Source organism: Aeromicrobium choanae (genome assembly GCF_900167475.1).
Lineage (GTDB): Bacteria > Actinomycetota > Actinomycetes > Propionibacteriales > Nocardioidaceae > Aeromicrobium > Aeromicrobium choanae.
Genome location: NZ_LT796768.1, coordinates 2,230,385 through 2,246,701, shown reverse-complemented (window position 1 = coordinate 2,246,701; position 16,317 = coordinate 2,230,385). Strand labels below are relative to the sequence as shown.

Here is a 16,317-nt window from a genome sequence, read left to right as displayed (position 1 = left end):
GGGGGCCGCAGTCCTGCGTCGGGTCAGTCGCGGGTCAGGCGGCGGTGCGTGACGCGGTGCGGGCGGGCCGCCTCCTCGCCGAGACGCTCGACCTTGTTGGCCTCGTAGGACGCGAAGTTGCCCTCGAACCAGAACCAGTGGCCCGGGTTCTCCTCGGTGCCCTCCCACGCCAGGATGTGCGTGGCGATGCGGTCGAGGAACCAGCGATCGTGCGAGGTGACCACGGCGCAGCCGGGGAAGTCCAGCAGCGCGTCCTCCAAGGACGACAGGGTCTCGACGTCGAGGTCGTTGGTGGGCTCGTCGAGCAGCAGCATGTTGCCGCCCTGCTTGAGCGTCAGCGCCAGGTTGAGACGGTTGCGCTCACCACCGGAGAGCACGCCGGCCTTCTTCTGCTGGTCCGAGCCCTTGAAGCCGAACGACGCCACGTAGGCGCGGCTGTTCATCTCGAAGTTCGCGACCTTGATGAAGTCCAGGCCCTCGGACACGACCTCCCAGACGTTCTTGTTCGGGTCGATGTTCGAGCGGTTCTGGTCGACGTAGCTGATCTTGACCGTCTTGCCGACCTCGAGCTCGCCGGAGTCGGGCTCCTCGTTGCCGGTGATCATCCGGAACAGCGTGGTCTTGCCGACGCCGTTGGGGCCGACGACGCCCACGATGCCGGCACGCGGCAGCGTGAAGCTGATGTCGTCCCACAGGACCCGGTCCTCGAAGCCCTTGGTCAGGTCCCTCGCATCCAGCACCACGTCGCCCAGGCGCGGACCGGCCGGGATGTTGATGTCCGTGGTGTCGATCTTGCGCGCCTTCTCGGCCTCGGCGGCGAGCTCCTCGTAACGGGCGAGACGCGACTTGCTCTTGGTCTGGCGGCCCTTGGCGTTCGAGCGGACCCACTCGAGCTCACGCTCGAGCATCTTGGCGCGCTTGGCGTCCTTCTGGCCCTCGATCTTGAGGCGGTCCTTCTTCGTCTCGAGGTAGGTCGAGTAGTTGCCCTCGTACCCGTGGATCTGGCCGCGGTCGACCTCGGCGATCCACTCGGCGACGTTGTCGAGGAAGTACCGGTCGTGGGTGACGGCCAGGACGGCGCCGGGGTAGCTCTTCAGGTGACCCTCGAGCCACTGCACGCTCTCGGCGTCCAGGTGGTTGGTGGGCTCGTCGAGTAGCAGCAGGTCGGGCTGCTGGAGCAGCAGCTTGCACAGCGCCACGCGGCGGCGCTCACCGCCGGAGAGGTTGTCGACGATCGCGTCGGTGGGCGGGCAGCGCAGCGCGTCCATGGCCTGCTCGAGCCGGCTGTCGATGTCCCACGCGTTCGTGTTGTCCAGGAACGTCTGCAGGTCGCCGGTCTCGGCCATGAGGGCGTCGTAGTCGGCGTCGGGCTCGCCCATCTCGGCGTACGCCTCCTCGAGGCGCTTCATCTTGCCCTTGATGTCGGCGACGGCCTCCTCGACGTTCTCGAGCACCGTCTTGCCCTCGGTGAGCGGCGGCTCCTGCTGGAGCATGCCGACCGAGGCGTCGGGGTCGCGCACGAGGTCGCCGTTGTTGGGCTGGTCGAGGCCGGCCATCAGCTTGAGCAGGGTGGACTTGCCCATGCCGTTGGGGCCCACGACACCGATCTTCGCCCCGTGGAGGAACGAGAGGGTGACGTCGTCGAGGACGACCTTGTCGCCGTGGGCCTTGCGGACGTTGCGCAGAGAGAGAACGTAGTCAGCCATGATGTCCCCCAGCGTAGCGAGAACACCGGCACCCCGGCCGACCGGCAGCGGTCAGCGGCCGGCGGTGGCCAGCCCGTTGCGCCAGCGGTCGTACCGGTCGAGTTCGCTGCGCAGCCGCGCGACGACGATGCGCTCGGTGGTGCGGTTGATCGCCTCGATGAGCTTCTTCTCCGCCCGCGCACCGGCCCGGCGCGCACCCACCCCGCCCAGCCAGCGCGAGACCAGCGTCAGGATCACCCCGAACAGCAGTCCCCCGGCGACCAGCAGCAGCGGCAGGCTCAGGCCCAGGGGTCGCGGGGCGCCCTCCCACGGGTCGGGCTCCACCAGGCCGAAGATCGAGGCCACGGCCCAGCCCGCTCCGGCGATGACCGCGAGGAACGTGAACCACTGCAGGGCGCCGACCGCGGTCCACCACAGCGGCTGGCGCTTGAGGCCGAGATCGACCCCGGCGACGGCCTCGTCGAGCTCGTCGATGACGTCGCGGGCACCCTCGCCCACGATCGCGTCGATCACCGAGGCACGCCACGGGCGCGACATCCCCTCGGTGGCGACCTCGGTGGCCTCACGGAGCGCCAGGTCGGCGCGGGCGCGCTGCACCGACGGCGAGATGGGCATGGTGTCGGCGACCGCGTCGCGCGCCGAGCGGCCGAAGCCGAGCTCGCGCAGGGGGTCGTGGCGCAGCCGCCCCACCCAGCCGATCAGCGGCCAGTCGGTGGCGACGACGGCGCGGCGGGCCATCGAGTCCTCCACGGCGTCGGCGATCTGCGGCACGCCGGCACAGGCGACGAACGTCTCGACCAGCGCGTCGCGGACCGGGCGCTCGAGGCCGGGCACCGGCTCGACTCCTCCGGTCTCGGCGAGGCGCCGCGCGACCTGACGGACGTCGCCGACGAGTCGCGCCTGCGAGGCGCGCTTGGACTTGATGCGCCGCCCGATCTCGGCCCGCAGCTCGGGCAGGCCGGCGCCGGTCACCGCGCTCGTGGCGATGACGGGAACGCCCGCGAAGCCCTCGCGCTCGAGGATCTGCTCGAGGTCGTCCATCGCCATCTTCAGGTCGGTGTCGCTCAGCCGGTCGGCCTGGTTCAGCACGACCAGCGACGCGTCCGCGTGCGTGGCCAGCGGGGTGATGTAGCGGGCATGGATCGCGGCGTCGGCGTACTTCTGGGGATCGAGGACCCACACGAACAGGTCGGCGTAGCGCGCGACGTGGTCGACGACCTCCTGGTTGGCGGCGACGACCGAGTCGTGGTCGGGCAGGTCAAGCAGCACGAGCCCCTCGAAGGCATCGTCGCGCGGGGCGTCGAGCACGCTGCGGCGAGTGATCTGGTCGCGGCGGGCGACGCCGATCCAGTCGAGCAGCTCGGTGGCGCCGGCCGGGCCCCACGCACAGGCCAGGGCGGTGGAGGTGGTGGGGCGCAGGTAGCCGACCTCGGCCAGCTCCAGCCCTGCCAGGCGGTTGAACAACGACGACTTGCCCGAGCCGGTGGAGCCCGCGAGCACGACGACCGTGTGCTGGGTCGACAGGTCGAGACGCTCCTGCGCGTGCGTGAACGTGGCCTCGGCCGGACCCGCGAGGGCGGGATCGATCACGTCTCCGGCGGCCTCGATCGCCGACTTCAGCGCGGTCACCCGCTCATCCAATGCGCTCATCGCGCCACCGCCTCGGAAAGTGCAGGGTAGGCCGGTGTCGCGATTCGTGATCCGGAATGGCTCGCTCGCTGGCGCTCGCTCATCGACTTCTCCTCCCCCGGGGCACGTCGACCGACTCGATGGCCGACTCGAGCTGCCAGTGCGCGGCCTCGAGGGCGTCGGGGTCGGGCAGCAGGTCGAGGTAGCGCTCGGCCTCGGACTCCAAGAGGTCCTCCAGTCGACGGGAGAGGTCGCGCCCGGCCTGTTCGGCCAGGGCACGGACGGCCTGGTCGCCGAAGACGGCGTTGAGCACGGCCTGGCCGGCCGCGGCCGTGCCGCCCGCGATGCCGATCTCGGCGCCCGTGAGCCCGGCGGTGCCCGCGAAGACCACGACCATGAGGGTGACTCCGGTGGCGTTGACACCGAGCGACAGGGCGCGGGCCTTCGACTTCTTGTCGGCGCCCTGCTCGGCCACCAGCTCGAAGACGGCCTCGCGCCACTCGCGCGCGATGCGTTCGGCGCGGACCCGGACGTCGCGGGACGCGCGGTCGAGGCCGCGGCGGCTGTCGAGCAGGACGTGTCCGGCCTCGGACGCGTCCCACGCGCGGGCCACCTCCTCGGCCGCACGCTCGGCGCGGTCGAGGATCAGCAGGTGCAGGCCCGAGACGGCGGCCTCCTCGACCTCCTCCGGCGTGGTGGGCTTGCGCCGGAAGATCCGGTCGCGCCACGTGCCGACGGTGCGCTCGAGCTTGCGGAAGATCTCGCCGGAGCCGACGAAGTCCTGCCATCGGGCCAGCACCTCGCCCCGCAGCATCGTGCCGTCGGTGGCGGCGGTCATCAGCTCGGCGTGCGAGGCCAGGTAGACCGACTCGACGTCCTTGCGCAGCTGCGCGGCCGCGTCGACCTGGCGCGCGAGGGCGGTCTCGAGCACGCGCGAGGACTCGATGTCGTGCAGGATCGCGCCCTGGAGGGTCTTGAGGACGATCTCGCGGCGCTGGACCTCGTCGTCGGCGAGCGCGCGCAGCCAGCTGACGACGGGGGCGACGTCACCGGCCGGCAGGACGCCCTCGGCATCGGGCGTCGACTCCGGCACCGAGAACAGCGCCACGTCGGCCAGGCCGTGCTCGCTGAGCATCCGGGCGAGGTGACGGCGGACCTCGACGAGGGCCTCGGGCGACGTGCGGTCCAGCACCACGGCGATCGAGGCGCTCCGGTCGGCGGCCCGGCGCAGGTAGTCCCACGGCACCTGGTCGGCGTAACGCGCTGCCGACGTCACGAAGAGCCACAGGTCGGCGGCACCCAGCAGCTGCTCGGCCATGTCGCGGTTCGTCTCGTCGATCGAGTCGAAGTCGGGGGCGTCGAGCACGGCGACGCCCGGCCACAGGGTGGAGCTGGCGATCTGGCGGATCGTGTTGGCGCGGCGGCTGTTGGAGCCGGTGCGGACGACCTCGGGCAGGATGCGGCCCGACCGGAACCACTCGGTGTCGGCGGGGTGGTGGACCAGCACCGGGGTGCGGGTGGTGGGGCGCAGCACGCCCGTCGCGGAGACCCGGCGGCCGACGATGGAGTTGACCAGCGTGGACTTGCCGGCGCCGGTGGAGCCGCCCACGACGACCAGCAGCGGAGCACCGATGTGCTCGAGCCGGGGCACGACGTAGTCGCCGAGTTGCTCGGCGATCTCTCGTTGCAGCGCCCGGTCGCGCTCGACGCCGGGCACCTCGAGTTCCAAGGGCATGGAGACAACGGCCGACGCCAGTGCCGACAGGCCCTGGAGCAAACCGTTCTCGACCATGGCCTCGCGCTGGGGAATTGCGGTCGGCTCAGTCATCTCAGATCACTACGAATGGTAGTCGAGTCGGAGCCCCCGGGCGTCCCATTCGACACTTGCGACACAGATCAGGAGACGTCGAGCGAACGCGCCTCGTCGACCAGCATGACCGGGACGTCGCGGCGGACCGGGTACGCGAGGGCGCATCCGTTGCACACGAGCTCGTCGGCCTCGGCGTCCACGAACAGGCCGGAGCGGCACTGCGGGCACACCAGGATCTCGACGAGGGCTGGATCGAGGTTCACGGAACCACCGTAGCCGAGTCGTCGCGCACCAGGCGCAGCACGGGCGAGGCCTCGCCGGGGGTGGGCTCGGGGGCCGGGCGGCCGGCCTCGCGGACGGCCTCGGCGAGCGCGACCAAGTCGTCGTGCGTGGGCTCGGGCTCGGTGAACTCCGGGGCCAGCCGGACGACGCTCCACCCCTGCGGCGCGGAGAGGCGCTCGGCGTGACGCGAGCACAGGTCGTACGCATGGGGCTCGGCATAGGTGGCCAGCGGGCCGAGCACGGCGACCGAGTCGGCGTACACGTACGTCAAGGTGGCCACCGCGGAGTTCGGGCAGCCTGCGCGCGAGCATCGACGTTGCAGTCCCACGAGGGCGAGGTTAACCCGCCGGCCCAGCCGCCCGCAGTAGGCTCACCGGATGGCCAGCGAACCCGGACCCGCACCCGAGGTCCACGGCCCTCGTCCCGGCCGCTCTCGCGACCGGCGCGGTCGCGGACCGCGGGGCGTGATGTCGCTGCCCGGCCCGCTCTCGCCGCACGGGGCTCCGGCCCACCGCAACCCTCGCGAGGCCTTCGACGACCTCGTCGCCGGGGTGCTGACGCGGCTCGACCACCACTTCGCGCGCGAGCCCGATCACGTCGAGGTGGTCGTCGAGGAGGCTCCCCTGCTGCCGCCCGGCTGGGACGAGCCGGTCCCCCGCAGCATCGTGAACACGGCCCCGGGAGGCTTCCGGATCGTGATCTACCGGCTGCCCGTGATCGGCCGCGCCCGCAGTGCCGCCGATCTCGAGGAGCACGTCTGGACCGTCCTGCTGACGCGGCTCGGCGAGGTCTGGCACCACGACCCCGAGGACCTCGACCCGCGCCCCTGAGTGGCGCTCAGCGCACCGAGACGCCCGGGGCGATCACCGAGACCGGCGCCGGACGCACCGCGGTGGCGGCGACGCGGTCGCCGTCGACCTGCCACGCCCCGGCCATCACCTGCTGGCCCTCCTTGGGGGTGAGCACGAGGTAGGCCGGCCGGCCCTTGGGCGCCGGGACGAGCGCCGAGACGCCGGCCTGCAGCACGACCTGGCTCGTGCCGAGCGACTCCATCGAGGCGGAGAACGCCTCGACCTGCACCTCGGCCGCGTCCTTGCTCGTCAGCACGGTCCGCACCGCGGTGCCCCCGAGCCGGACGGGCACGACAGCGGGTCCGGTGAGCGAGGGAGCCGGCGCGATCCGCGCGACGTCGCCGTCGGTCTCCACCGACGCCGAGGCCACCACGGGAAGGTCGGACGTGATCGCCAGCGAGGCGCGATCGAGGTCGACCGAGCCGGGGATCGCCACGACCCGCGTCGACTCGGGCTCGACCGTCACGTCCTCGAGCCCCTGGGCCGCGAAGGAGCCCTCAGGGCCCCGCACGGCCACGGCGACGTGGGCCGTGGACGTGCCGGGGTTGACCAGGGCGAGGCGCGTGCCGTCGCCCTCGGGGAGACCGGCCAGGACCTGTTCGGTGGCAGGCCCGGGCGCGGGCGTGAGCAGGTCGGTCCCGCCCGGCCCCGCGTCGAGCGCCATCGCCGTGAGCGAGCCCCGCCGCCGCGACACGTGCGCCGCGACGACTCCCTCACCTGCGGCGACCCGGTCGACCTCGATCTCGCGCTGCTGTCCGGCCTCGACGACGAGGCCCGACGTGTCGAGCGACTGGATCGGGCCGTTGGTGCCCCACCACGTCAGGTCGGCGACGGCGCGGTTCTCGCCGAGATTGACCAGCGTGATCGTGGCGTCGGAGCGTCCTCGGTCGCCGAGGCCGGTGAACCAGGCCTCGTCGACCACCGCCGGGCACGCGCCGAGCACGGCGTCGCCCTTGGTGGTTCCGGCGACGTAGCCGACCGAGCCGGAGCCCTCGCCGGACTGCTCGAGCACGAGCGCGTCACCGCCGGGCTCGGCCGTGCGCCAGCGATCAGCCTGCGCCCACACGGGATCGGCCGCCGCCTCCGACGGGATGGGCCGCGCCACGGCCTCGGTGCCCGGCGCGACCTGCCCGGCGGCCACGGTCCAGCCGGACTGCACGGGGCACGCCCAGACGGTCTGGCGCACCTCCACGGTCTGGCTGCCCCCGGCGACGACGGGTGGCTCCGGCTCGGGCACGAACCAGACCGCCCCGACGAGCAGCAGTGCGATCACGGGGAGGATGAAGCGCACGGGGAATCGAGTGGTCATGCGTCGTCCTCCTCGTCGGGCGAGGGCGCGGAGGCCACGGTGCGCCGCACGGGCAGCGCGCCGATGAACGCGCCGAGCCAGGCCAGCACCCACAGCCCGGAGAGCCACGGGCGGGCGGGACCGGCCTCGGGCGCGGGCTCGGCCTCCACCTCGGAGGTCACCGACCAGACCCGCGAGTCGGGTGAGTCGCTGCCCTTCGGGGCCAGGCCGGGCGCGGCGTCGATGCGGCGCGCGAGGTCCAGGTCCACGTCCGGGGCGTAGATGCTGTCGACGCCCAGCCGGGCCAGCTCGTCGACGTCGTCGCGCGTGGGCGTCGTGACGAGCGAGACGACGGTGTCGTGCAACCGCTGCTCACGCTCGGCGGTGGTGCGCAGTGCCTCCGCTCCGAGGTACGGGCCCGGGCCGACGACGGCGTCGGCGACGATCCCGGACTCGGAGTCGCCGGTGAGGACGACCGTGGTGCCGGGCCGGGCCGCCAGGAAGGCGGGCACGACCCGAGCGTCGCCGGACTCCAGCGGGTCGTCGATCCCCCGGACGACCAGCCAGCTGCCGGCCAGGATCGGGAATGCCGCGAGCAGCGCGATCGCGGGTCGCCGCCAGCGCCGGTACCGCCGGGTGCGCAGGACGGGCCAGGCGAAGAGCACGGCGGTGAGCAGGCCGCCCAGCCACAGCCCCGCCCCCAGCCCGGCCCACGCCCGCACGGCGGGCGCGCCGGGGAAGGGCACGTAGGTCGAGACGGACGCGAGCAGTCCGGCGGCCAGGCCGACGACCGCGACGATCCAGGCGCCGGTGACCGAACGACGGGTGGCCTCGGGCACGAGTGCGGCGACGGCGAGCACGAGCAGGGGCACCGCGATCCACCACGGCGCGGCACCGGGGCCGCCGCCCGTTCCGGTGACGACGTCCCACGCGGAGGCGGGTGCGTCGACGGGATTGCCGGCCTCCCACCAGATGCGCCCGGAGAGGACGCGGTCGAGGAGCCACGGTCCGAGCAGCGCCGTGCCCACGACGGCGCTGAGCGCGAGGTACCGCGCGGCGGGACGCACGAGCAGGGCGCTGACCACGAGCGCCACGATCCCGAGCGCCCACGCGACGGGCGCGAACGCGGCCACGAGCGCGATCCACAGCCCGACGAGCACCGCCCGGGTCCAGGTGGGCTCGAGCACGAGCCGCAGCAGGACGTTGGCGAAGAGCGGCGCCACCACGAGCACGATCACCGTGCCGAGACGGCCGCCGGAGACGGCGCCGGTGACGGCGACGACGAGGCCGTACGAGACGGCCCAGGCCATCCGCACCCCGCGGTCGTCGCTGACGAGGCGGCCGAACCGATGGGCCGTCAGGGCCGCGAACGGCACCGCCAGGACGGTGAGGATCCACGGGATCGCCCCGGGGGCGAACCACGCGAGCAGACCGACCGCCGCGAGCGGCACCACGTAGGCGGGGGCGACGTCGGCACTGCCGAGACCGACCGCGTGCGACCGCTCGAACAGCAGCCCCCACCACGCCTCGACGGAGTCCGGTGAGGCGGGCAGGACCGGGCTGAACAGCTGACCGGCCGCAACCGAGCGGGCGGCGACGAGCGAGCCGGCGAGCAGCACGATGACCCAGGTCAGCCACGGCCGGCGGCGCCACCACGGCGGCTGGTCGACGACGACCGGGTCCTCCTCGTCGTCCTCCGGGACGCCGATCGTGCGCAGCCCGAGCGACTCGACCGACTCGGGCCGCACGACCGCCTGCATCGTGGACGCGGCGAGGTCGAGGCCGTGCTGGTAGGGCATCCAGAAGGGGGCGAAGAGGTCGCCGAGCTCGCGGTTGGAGCGCCGGACCAGCGGCTTGCGGCGGCGGCGGGCGGCGATCATGGGGCCCGGGTTGGCGAACACCGTGACCATCGCCATGATCTCGCCGCGCGCCGACCGCAGGTCCTTGCCGACGATGAAGCCGAGGAACCTCAGCAGCGAGCCGACGAACAGGCGGATGCTCATGGGCAGGAACCGCAGCGGGTCGCTGTTGGCCAGCATCGTGTGCAGTGCGGCGGCGCGGCGCTCGCCCGCGTGCTCGCGGACGCCCTTGCGCCGGACGCGCCGCTTGTTGCTGCTGGCCTCGGCGTGGAACACGATCGATCGCGGCGCGGTGCGCACGCGGTAGCCGGCGCGATTGGCGCGCCAGCCGAAGTCGATGTCGTCGAAGAACAGCGGGAGCCGTGGGTCGGTGCCGCCCAGGCGCTCCCAGACGTCGCGCCGCACGAGCATGCCCGCCGAGCCCACCGCGAGGACGTCGCGCGGGCGGTCGTGCTGCCCGGCGTCGGGCTCGCCGGACTCGAGCATGGTCTCGCGCTGGCCGGTGCCGGTGACGGTGAGGCCCACCTCGAGCAGGCGCTTCAGCGAGGGCCACTCCCGCACCTTGGGGCCGACGATGCCGATGTCGTCAGAGGCGGTGGCCTCGTCGAGGAGTCCGGAGAGGGCGTCGGGATCGCAGATCTGGTCGTCGTGCAGCAGCCAGATCCAGTCGTAGGCCTCGGTCTCGGCCTCGAGCGCCGCGGCGACCTGGCCGCCGAACCCGCGCCCGGGCGGTGCCTGCACGATCCGGCTGGCACCGGCGTGGCCGGTCAGTAGATCGCGGGTGGCGGGGTCGCTGTCGTCATGGACCAGGACGAGGTGGTCGGGCCGGTGGTGGAGCCGGTCGAGCGAGGCCAGGGTCTGGGGCAGCCACCGCGATCCGCGGTGGGCGACGAGGACGGCGACGACGGTCGGGGGGCGCGAACGCCACGCCGCGACCGGCTCGTCCAGGGGCTCGTCGTCGTGCATGATCGCCACCCTAGGCGGTTGCGACGAACCGTCAGGTGTCGAACTGGCGCTCTCGATCAGGCGCGCTTCTTGAGCTTGCGACGCTCTCGCTCGGACAGTCCACCCCAGATGCCGAAGCGCTCGTCGTGAGCGAGTGCGTACTCCAGGCACTCACCCCTGACGTCGCAGCTCAGGCACACACGCTTGGCCTCCCGCGTGGAGCCGCCCTTCTCGGGGAAGAACGACTCGGGGTCGGTCTGAGCGCACAGCGCGCGCTCCTGCCACATGAGCTCGGGGTCGTCGCCCTCGATCCAACCGACTAATGACATGTCTGTAATTACAGACGTCTGCCTGCCAAACGTCAAGCCGAATAGCAAATGTCAGGCATTCCTCGGCGTGTCGCGGCTCCAGGGGCCGCGCTAGCGTCGAGGCGTGACCACGACTCTCGCCACCGTACTTCGCCCCTCCCCCACCCCCGTGGTCACGTACTACGACGTCGCCACGGGCGAGCGCGTGGAGCTCAGCGGGGTGACCCTGGCCAACTGGGTCGCCAAGGTCGCCAACTTCCTCGTCGACGAGCTCGACGCCGAGCGCGGCACGCGGATCCGCATCGGCCTGCCCAGCCACTGGCTGCGCTACGTGTGGATCCTGGGCGCCTGGCGGGTCGGCGCGGTGGTCGTCGACGACGCCGCCGACATCGGCCTGGCCGGGCCCGACCTCGAGGCCACCGAGCCGGTGCGGCTCGCCGCCTCCCTGCGTCCCCTCGGCGGCCGGTTCCCCGCCGAGCCGGACGGCTTCCTCGACGTCGCGATCCACGTCCCGTCGAGCCCCGACGTCTTCATCGACCTCGATCCGCCCGCCCCGGACGACCTCGCGCTCGAGCTCGGCGGGCGCACGGCGACGCATGCCGATCTGCTCTCCGGCCCCGGTCTCGCGGACCGGATCGTGCGCGAGCCGCAGCCGGTCGCCGACGACGCCGCCGACCTCGCGGCGGCGCTGGCGGGAGGCGGCTCGCTGGTGATGGTTGCCGGCGCCGGCCCCGACGATCTCGCGCGCATCGCGGCGCAGGAGCACGCGCGGCTCGGCGAGGAGGGACGGTGACCCGGACGGCCATGGTCGGTGCCCTAGACTCGACGGGGCATCCGGGCCGCCCGCTGATGCCCGCGACACATCACGACAGGAACCACGCATGACCCCAACGGTCGACGACCCGCAGGCCCACGGCCTGACCCGGGTGGGCGGCCGACCCCCGCTGGCCGAATATCTGCGGGGCGTCGCGCAACGCAAGGACTTCATCGTCTCGCTGGCGAAGTTCCGCATCGAGGCCGAGAACCAGCGCCAGCGCCTGGGCATGCTGTGGATCGTCCTCAAGCCGATCCTCAACGCCGCGGTGTTCGGCATCGTCTTCGGCATCCTCATGGCCAGCACGAAGTCGGTCCCCGACTTCGTCGCGTTCCTGATCATCGGCGTGTTCATGTTCGAGTTCTTCTCCGCCTGCATGGGCAGCGGGTCGAAGTCGATCACGTCGAACCAGGCCCTCGTGCAGAGCCTCGCCTTCCCGCGGATGGCACTGCCGATCTCCGTGGTCGTGCAGAAGTTCCTCCAGCTGGTGCCCACGATCGGGCTGCTGATGATCTTCCTGGTCGTCATGGGTCACCTGCCCACGTGGAACTGGCTGCTGATGCTGCCGCTGACCGCCCTGTACTTCCTGTTCTGCCTCGGCGTCGCCCTCATCACCGCGCGGCTCACCGTGCACCTGCCGGACCTGGGGAACCTGCTGCCGTTCATCACGCGGTTCTTCTTCTACACGACCGGCATCTTCTTCAGCTTCGACATCCGCTTCGAGGGCAACCCCCGGCTGCTGCAGGTCATCGAGTTCCAGCCGGTCTACGCCTTCCTGAGCCTCTCGCGCGAGCTGCTGCTGGACTCGGACCCGCTGTACGACGTGCGGATGCAGTTCTGGCCCATCATCGCCGTCTGGTCGATCGGCCTGCTCGTGATCGGCACGGTCTTCTTCTGGGCTGCGGAGGAGCGCTATGGTCGCGTCGACTGAGTCCCCCGAGACCTCCGGCACGGCCGAGGAGCGTCGTCCCGTCGTCGTCGTTCAGGACCTGCACGTGGAGTACCGCGTCTTCGCCACCGGCAAGCGCGCCACCGAGGCCGACCGCGGCGGGCTGCTGCGCCGCGCCAAGCGCACCCGCACCGTGCATGCCCTCAAGGGCATCTCGTTCACCGCGTACGAGAACGACAGCATCGGCGTGATCGGCTCCAACGGCTCGGGCAAGTCCACCCTGATGCGCGCCATCACCGGACTGACCCCCGCCACGCGCGGCGCCATCTACGCCAGCTCGCGCCCCAGCATGCTCGGCGTGGGCGCAGCCCTCATCAAGCCCCTGTCGGGCCAGCGCAACGTCATCCTGGGCGGCCTGGCCCTCGGCTTCTCCAAGGCCGAGATCGAGGAGCGCTACGAGGAGATCGTCGACTTCGCCGGCATCCGGCCGTTCATCGACCTGCCCATGCGCACGTACTCCTCGGGCATGACCGCCCGCCTGAAGTTCGCGATCGCCACGATCCGCAACCACGAGATCCTCATCGTCGACGAGGCGCTGGCCGTGGGCGACCGGAAGTTCCGCAAGCGCAGCGAGCAGCGCATCCGCGAGATCCGCGACAACGCGGGCACCGTGTTCCTGGTGAGCCACTCGATGCAGTCGATCCGCGACACGTGCAACCGCGTGATCTGGATCGAGAAGGGCGAGCTCATGATGGACGGCGACCCCGACGAGGTCATCGCCGCCTACGAAGAGACCCGCTGACGCACTGACCCCGCGCCCACTCACCGCGGTCAGCAGGACGCGGCGAGGTCCTCGGTGTTGTTGGCCTCGGTCGGCGACTTCGTGGTCGGCTCGGTGGTCGGAGCCTCGGTCGTGGCCTCGGTGGTCGGCGTGGCCGTCGTGGGCGCCGACTGCTTGGCCTGCTTCTTCTGCTGGCGCTCGCTCTTGGCCACCAGCTTCGCCACGTCGGCGCGGATCTGCTCGAAGTTCGGCGTGACGGTGGAGTACTCGGGCGGCACGACCGAGAGGGTGGCGATCTGGCGGTCCTTGGCCTTGAGGGCCAGGTCGCCGAAGGCACCCAGCTCCGAGGCGGGGATGTCAGTGCTGAGCATCTGCGCCGAGCTCGTGGCGATCTTGCCCGCGTTGAGCACGACCTGCTCGGGGCTCAGCTGCTCGAGCATCGCCTGCATGAGGCACTTCTGGCGGCCCATGCGCGTGTAGTCGTCGGACTGCACCCGGCTGCGGCCGTACCAGAGCGCCTCCTTGCCGTTGAGCTTCTGCTTGCCGGGCTGGATGTACACCTGCTTCCAGGCGTCGTCCTTGCCGAACATCGCGATGGGCTCCTTGATGTCCATCGTCACGCCGCCGGTGGCGTCGACGAGGCTGGAGAAGCCTTTCATGTTCACGAGCACGTGGTAGTTGACCTTGAGGCCCGTGACGCCCTCGACGGCCTCGAGCGTGGCGTCCAGGCCCGGGTCCTTGCTCTTGGGGTAGAGGTCCGGACGGCCCGACGCGGCCGTGTGCACGGCGTTCAGCAGGCACTCGGATCCGCAGTTGTAGCCGTACGGGTAGAGCGTGCGCATCGGGGAGTCCTCGGGGAACGGCACGTTCTGCAGGTTGCGCGGCAGCGACACCATCACGGGCACGCCGGTCTCGGCGTCGATGCTCACGAGGTTGATCGAGTCGGGGCGCAGGCCGGTGCGGTCGTCGCCGGAGTCGGCTCCGAGCAAAAGGATGTTGTAGCGGCCCTGGAGGGGCGACTTGACCTCGGTCTCGTGGAAGACCTGCTCGACGACGTCCTTCGACGCGGTCACGGTGTTCCAGCCCAGATACGTGGTCGAGGTGACCAGGGCGACGATCGTGACGTTGATGATCGAGATCACGCCGAGGCGCCACCAGCCGAGGCTGCGCACGAGCGCGAGGCGCCACGCGTCGACGAACAGGAACATCCACACGATCGCCAGGACGAGGCCGGCGACGCGGGCGACCTGCAGGACCGAAGGGTCGGTGAGCCAGTCGATGACCTGCGCGCGGTCGGGGCGGAACCGGAACCACACCACGAGCGCGGCGGTGATCGCGGCGACCCACAGGATCATGACGACCGCGCCCAGGCGCCGGGCGCCGGCGAGGAACTGGGCGATGCCCGGCCACACCACGGTGCCCAGGATCAGCAGCAGCGCACGGCGCAGCCCACCCCGTTGCGCGACCCGGGTGGGTCGTGTTCCCAGAGCGCTCACGCCGTTCCCTCTCCTGCCGACCGATCGCCTGCGTGCGACCGACGCCCCATTAAACCCTCCGGTTCCCAACGACGGGACATCGTGGGGCCGGGTCAGCAGCTCTCGTTCAGGTCGGCACTGCGGTTCGCCTTGCGCGGGTCCTTCTTCGTCGCCTCGCCGCCGACCTCGATGAGGGGCAGTTTCGCTGTGACGAGGGCCGACTTCTGGACCTCCTCGCGGGCCTCGGAGCTGCCCACCGCGTCCGAGACGAGGCGGCGGACCTTGTCGTAGTCCGGGTTGCCCGTGTAGATCACCGGCGGGACGAGCGAGACCGACGAGATCGGCTGGGACTTCGTCTTCAGCGCGAGGTCCATGAAGACGCTGAGGTCCTGGCGCGGGATGCTCGTGTGCAGCATCGCCGAGCTCGAGGTGGCGATGTCCTGCATGTTGGTGATGACCTTCTGCGGGTTGAGCTGGCGCACCATCGCGTTCATGACGCACTTCTGGCGGCCCATGCGCGACCAGTCGTCGTTCTCGACGCGCGAGCGGGCGTACCAGAGGGCCTTGTCGCCCGACAGCTTCTGCTCGCCGGCCTCGATGTACCCGCGGATCGGCGAGCCGATGCCGCCGATGGCCGTGCGCTCGCGCACGTTGACCTCCACGCCGCCGACCGCGTCGATGAGCTTGGAGAAGCCCTTCATGTTCACCAGCGCGTAGTAGTTCAGCTTCAGCCCCGTGATCGCCTCGACGGCGCCCATCGTGGCGTCGATGCCCGGCTCCTTCGACTCGAACAGGTCCGCGTGGTCGTTGGCCCACGTGTTCACGGCGTTGAGGTAGCAGCCGTCGCAGTCGAACCCGCCCGGGAACTGCTGGCGCATCGGCGAGCCCTTCGGGAAGGGGACGTTCTCGAGGTTGCGCGGCAGGCCGATGAGCACGGCCTTCCCGGTCTCGGCGTCGATGCTGGCCACGTTGATCGAGTCGGGGCGCATCCCCGAGCGGTCCTTGCCCGAGTCGGTGCCCATGAGCAGCACGTTGTAGCGGCCGTCGTGCGGCTTGGACACGGTGTTGGAGGCGAAGACCGTGTCGGTGAAGCCGTTCATGACCGAGACGGTGTGCGACGCGAAGAACAGGACGGCCGCCGTGCCGACGACCAGGGCGGCGTGGAAGGCCGTCGAGATCGCCAGGTGCTGGCGCGCGAGCTCGCGGGGGCGACCCAGTCGCCACGCGTCGACGATCAGCGCGACCCAGCCGATCGCGAGGGCCACGAGCACCCAGCGACCCAGGCTCAACAGCGCGCCGTTGGTGGCCAGCGCGAAGACGAACTGGCGGTCCATCAGGGCGAGGACGACACCGATGACGAGGACGGCGAGCACCGCGAGCCAGATCCGGATCGCGATCCGGCCGACGCGCTTGTTGCCCTGGACGAGCTGGGCGGAGCCGGGCATCACCAGGGTCATCGCGGCGAGGGTCAAGGCGCGCCGGAATCGGATCCGGGCGGTGGCGCTCGCCGGGTCGGCGTAGGTGCCGCCCAGGGCGCTCGTGCGGTCGTGGTGCATCGGTGTCCTCACGGTGGGGAAGAGTCCGTAGGTTTCCTCAGTATCAAGCGCGCTCGGGCGATCGCCGGGAGGACGCGCCGATGTCCGGCCGAGGGAATCGCCACGTGGCGCCACGCGGTACCTT

The 16,317-nt window shown here is 71.5% G+C and carries 14 protein-coding genes; 4 read left to right on the top strand and 10 right to left on the bottom strand.

Annotated features, from left to right (window positions below):
• Positions 1-23: 23 nt before the first annotated feature.
• The 5 genes from ettA to B5D60_RS10715 form a co-directional block, all read right to left on the bottom strand.
• Positions 24-1,706: an energy-dependent translational throttle protein EttA gene (gene ettA / locus B5D60_RS10735; RefSeq protein ID WP_078700153.1), complete on the bottom strand. Its 1,683-nt coding sequence runs from the start codon at positions 1,704-1,706 to the stop codon at positions 24-26.
• Positions 1,707-1,757: 51 nt separating this feature from the next.
• The gene (locus B5D60_RS10730; RefSeq protein WP_078700152.1) at positions 1,758-3,356 is read right to left on the bottom strand and encodes a GTPase; all 1,599 of its coding nucleotides are present in this window, start codon (positions 3,354-3,356) and stop codon (positions 1,758-1,760) included.
• Positions 3,357-3,435: 79 nt separating this feature from the next.
• Positions 3,436-5,163, bottom strand: coding sequence for a dynamin family protein (locus B5D60_RS10725; RefSeq protein ID WP_078700151.1), 1,728 nt, complete (start codon positions 5,161-5,163; stop codon positions 3,436-3,438).
• 68 nt (positions 5,164-5,231) lie between these two features.
• Positions 5,232-5,408, bottom strand: coding sequence for a Trm112 family protein (locus tag B5D60_RS10720; RefSeq protein ID WP_078700150.1), 177 nt, complete (start codon positions 5,406-5,408; stop codon positions 5,232-5,234).
• Positions 5,405-5,755 carry a DUF3499 domain-containing protein gene (locus B5D60_RS10715; RefSeq protein ID WP_078700149.1) on the bottom strand — a complete coding sequence of 117 codons (351 nt, stop codon included), beginning with the start codon at positions 5,753-5,755 and terminating at the stop codon, positions 5,405-5,407. Before B5D60_RS10715 ends, B5D60_RS10720 begins: the two co-directional genes overlap by 4 nt.
• 49 nt (positions 5,756-5,804) lie before the next feature.
• Here B5D60_RS10715 and B5D60_RS10710 point away from each other — a divergent pair, with 49 nt between their 5' ends.
• Positions 5,805-6,257, top strand: coding sequence for a metallopeptidase family protein (locus tag B5D60_RS10710; protein ID WP_153302979.1), 453 nt, complete (start codon positions 5,805-5,807; stop codon positions 6,255-6,257).
• A 7-nt stretch (positions 6,258-6,264) separates the two neighbouring features.
• Here the strand turns inward: B5D60_RS10710 and B5D60_RS10705 are convergent, their stop codons facing one another.
• Genes B5D60_RS10705 through B5D60_RS10695 form a run of 3 tightly spaced genes read right to left on the bottom strand, consistent with a single transcriptional unit; the run spans position 6,265 to position 10,699 of the window.
• Positions 6,265-7,587 carry a DUF5719 family protein gene (locus B5D60_RS10705; RefSeq protein WP_078700147.1) on the bottom strand — a complete coding sequence of 441 codons (1,323 nt, stop codon included), beginning with the start codon at positions 7,585-7,587 and terminating at the stop codon, positions 6,265-6,267.
• Positions 7,584-10,391, bottom strand: coding sequence for a glycosyltransferase family 2 protein (locus B5D60_RS10700; protein WP_153302978.1), 2,808 nt, complete (start codon positions 10,389-10,391; stop codon positions 7,584-7,586). Before B5D60_RS10700 ends, B5D60_RS10705 begins: the two co-directional genes overlap by 4 nt.
• Positions 10,392-10,447: 56 nt before the next feature.
• On the bottom strand, positions 10,448-10,699 hold the full coding sequence (locus B5D60_RS10695) for a WhiB family transcriptional regulator (protein ID WP_078700145.1): 252 nt from the start codon (positions 10,697-10,699) through the stop codon (positions 10,448-10,450).
• Between the two features lie 103 nt (positions 10,700-10,802).
• On the opposite strand from B5D60_RS10695, the gene B5D60_RS10690 reads away from it, so the two are divergent.
• The 3 genes from B5D60_RS10690 (at position 10,803) to B5D60_RS10680 (ending at position 13,183) form a co-directional block, all read left to right on the top strand.
• A complete protein-coding gene (locus B5D60_RS10690; RefSeq protein ID WP_078700144.1) occupies positions 10,803-11,471 on the top strand; it encodes a TIGR03089 family protein in 669 nt (222 codons plus the stop codon).
• 88 nt (positions 11,472-11,559) lie between these two features.
• Entirely contained in the window at positions 11,560-12,423 is an 864-nt protein-coding gene (locus tag B5D60_RS10685) for an ABC transporter permease (RefSeq protein ID WP_078700143.1), read from the top strand.
• Entirely contained in the window at positions 12,407-13,183 is a 777-nt protein-coding gene (locus B5D60_RS10680) for an ABC transporter ATP-binding protein (protein ID WP_078700142.1), read from the top strand. Before B5D60_RS10685 ends, B5D60_RS10680 begins: the two co-directional genes overlap by 17 nt.
• 29 nt (positions 13,184-13,212) lie before the next feature.
• On the opposite strand, the gene B5D60_RS10675 is transcribed toward B5D60_RS10680, so the two are convergent.
• Complete coding sequence (locus B5D60_RS10675) at positions 13,213-14,658, bottom strand: LCP family protein (RefSeq protein ID WP_078700141.1); 1,446 nt, start codon at positions 14,656-14,658, stop codon at positions 13,213-13,215.
• Positions 14,659-14,750: 92 nt separating this feature from the next.
• The gene (locus B5D60_RS10670; protein ID WP_078700140.1) at positions 14,751-16,193 is read right to left on the bottom strand and encodes an LCP family protein; all 1,443 of its coding nucleotides are present in this window, start codon (positions 16,191-16,193) and stop codon (positions 14,751-14,753) included.
• Between the last annotated feature and the right edge of the window lie 124 nt (positions 16,194-16,317).

Coding starts and splice junctions, on each gene's coding strand:
- B5D60_RS10730 (WP_078700152.1), bottom strand. CDS start 3,356: ATGAGCGCATTGGATGAGCGGGTGACCGCGCTGAAGTCGGCGATCGAG.
- B5D60_RS10685 (WP_078700143.1), top strand. CDS start 11,560: ATGACCCCAACGGTCGACGACCCGCAGGCCCACGGCCTGACCCGGGTG.
- B5D60_RS10705 (WP_078700147.1), bottom strand. CDS start 7,587: ATGACCACTCGATTCCCCGTGCGCTTCATCCTCCCCGTGATCGCACTG.
- B5D60_RS10725 (WP_078700151.1), bottom strand. CDS start 5,163: ATGACTGAGCCGACCGCAATTCCCCAGCGCGAGGCCATGGTCGAGAAC.
- B5D60_RS10670 (WP_078700140.1), bottom strand. CDS start 16,193: ATGCACCACGACCGCACGAGCGCCCTGGGCGGCACCTACGCCGACCCG.
- B5D60_RS10700 (WP_153302978.1), bottom strand. CDS start 10,391: ATGCACGACGACGAGCCCCTGGACGAGCCGGTCGCGGCGTGGCGTTCG.
- B5D60_RS10695 (WP_078700145.1), bottom strand. CDS start 10,699: ATGTCATTAGTCGGTTGGATCGAGGGCGACGACCCCGAGCTCATGTGG.
- B5D60_RS10680 (WP_078700142.1), top strand. CDS start 12,407: ATGGTCGCGTCGACTGAGTCCCCCGAGACCTCCGGCACGGCCGAGGAG.
- ettA (WP_078700153.1), bottom strand. CDS start 1,706: ATGGCTGACTACGTTCTCTCTCTGCGCAACGTCCGCAAGGCCCACGGC.
- B5D60_RS10710 (WP_153302979.1), top strand. CDS start 5,805: ATGGCCAGCGAACCCGGACCCGCACCCGAGGTCCACGGCCCTCGTCCC.